General features: G+C 41.2%; 1 protein-coding gene. It reads right to left on the bottom strand.

Annotation, left to right across the window (positions count from 1 at the left end):
* Window positions 1-47: 47 nt before the first annotated feature.
* Window positions 48-1796, bottom strand: a complete 1749-nt coding sequence (locus tag GHO32_RS25880) for an AAA domain-containing protein (protein ID WP_153443083.1) — start codon at window positions 1794-1796, stop codon at window positions 48-50.
* Window positions 1797-2128 lie beyond the last annotated feature (332 nt).

Here is a 2128-nt window from a genome sequence, read left to right as displayed (position 1 = left end):
ATTACATAGCCAGGTGCTTGCTGAAGTCAGGAGGGTTTAGAAATCAGCTACACCCTTAAATGCGAAGAGCCAGTAAATAGATCAAGATTTGATAGATATTTGCTGTCTGGGTTTTTTCTGGTTAGTGCTTTAGCTAGTTGTGAAACCTGTTCTGCGTAGGGTGATAGCACTGCCAGTTTTGGCTTTTGTTCTACGTTTGGGTGTTTGCGTAGTTTTTTTAGTAGATCAACAACTGCACTGCATTCCAGCTTGTTTTGCCACCTAGGCAGGCTATCTCCCTCTTTCATGTTTTTCGTCGTCTGAACGTCAGGCATATCGATCCATGTGATTGCTGCTGAGTTCGTCAGTGGTTTGGGAGATGCAAAGAAAAATGGTCGAGGGTTCGGTGTCTGTAAGTAATGTTTAATTTTTCCTTCGTCAGTAGTTAATTCTTTTTTATAGAAAACATGAGATATCAATTCGGCTATATCCGGGTGCATCCTGTGTTGCACGGTTAGCATACTTGCTATGGCTTTTCGATTTTCCAGAGATCCGAATATTTTTTTGTGGTTTTTTGATTCTGCCTCTTCGTCATTGATTAGTGTTTCAAATAGCATTAGATTGCGAGTTGCGCTAATCCCGATATCTCGAAAAGCATCTGTAGTGAGGGTTTCCTCGTCGAGCATTGCTTTAATTGTTTCTCCTTTGATTTTGGAGTTAGATATTTGTTCGGTTTCTTTAAAGACTACTCTCAGCTTTTCAGCATCTGACAAAATAGCTTTGATTTCGGTTGAGCGGTAAGGTGGGAGCTGCTTATGATCTCCAATCATCAGCCTACGGTGCGAAAGTAGAAGCGGGCTGAGTAGTTCAATCCCAGTAACCTTTCCTGTTTCTTCCATGATAGTCCAATCAAACTGAGCCTTGTCCCTAATCATCCTCTCTACCGGTTCAGCGTTCGTAGTTGAGAAAACCATATTGGCGGAGCGTAGTAACTGGTTTATCAGAGGGTATCGTTTAGATTTTGCTCCATGCATCATGCTGGTGATAGTGTTTTTTGTATTTTGCGATTTTGATTTTTTGAATAGTGGGCTATCTATGAGTTTCTTCAGATAATTTTTAGCCTTAATATCCGCATCAGAAACCTCAGTGTCGTCGTCCTTGTCCTGCTTGTTACACTGGATGACCAAGAGATTGGTTTCTGGGCCTTCACCATTAATGACACCTGTTTTTTCTATCTCGTGGAATAGATGTTGCACTGTTGAATGGCTTTGAGCCGTCAATAAAATTCTACTATCCGGCTCTTGTTCGAAAATCTGTTTGATTAGTGCTGTGATTAAGTGAGTTTTACCGACTCCAGGCGGTCCTTGAACAAGATATATTGGCAGTGTTCGTAGAATTTTTTTGAATGCATCTTGCTTTGAAGTGTCCAGATTGTTGAAGGTGTCGTTCTCCGGAAGTTTGTCCTGTGTTGTGATGATTCTTTGTTGTGGATGGATTAAAACATTCATTAGTTCTGCATGTGTTTCTAGCTTGTCAAGCGCGCTTGCTCGTCGACTTAGTTGTCGAAAGGTGCCTTGTAAGGAATCGGGTGCTATAAAATATTGTTTGAAATATGGTGGTGGTGTTTTGCAATTGAATATGAATATTAATTGGTCTTCATTGTTGGTTTCGTATTCTTGAAAGGTTATTAAAGTTTCGCCTTCTTCCTCCCTGGTTAAAAGTGAATTGCTTATTAAACTCCATGTTACTGCCTCGAATTCTCCCAGATTTTTAATTAATTTGTTTTCAAGGCGAACTGCGGGGGGCTCTAACCCCATCGATTTTGCCAGAGTTTCTGCGTCTATAGAATTTATGCTAGACAGCTTTATCAGCCATGTCCCATCTTCGCTAGTGTATCGGTCTACTACTTCGACAGGAAATATATCAGCACGAGCATAAGCTATCTCTGTCAGATGGCAGGCGGCTAGACCTTTAATAAGCGTTTTTTGTTCTGGGGATTTCGAATCTGTGATTTCCTCAAATTGTCTTAAAATAGCCGACCAAGAAGTTTGCGATAGACTTCCAGGGCTATTGCGGCTCTTCGCATTTAAGGGTGTAGCTGATTTCTAAACCCTCCTGACTTCAGCAAGCACCTGGCTATGTAATTGGT

Origin of the sequence: Pseudomonas sp. FSL R10-2189 (assembly GCF_009600325.1) — a bacterium.
Lineage (GTDB): Bacteria > Pseudomonadota > Gammaproteobacteria > Pseudomonadales > Pseudomonadaceae > Aquipseudomonas > Aquipseudomonas helleri.
Note: the sequence above shows the minus strand (reverse complement) of the source record. Positions and strands in the feature narration are given on the sequence as shown.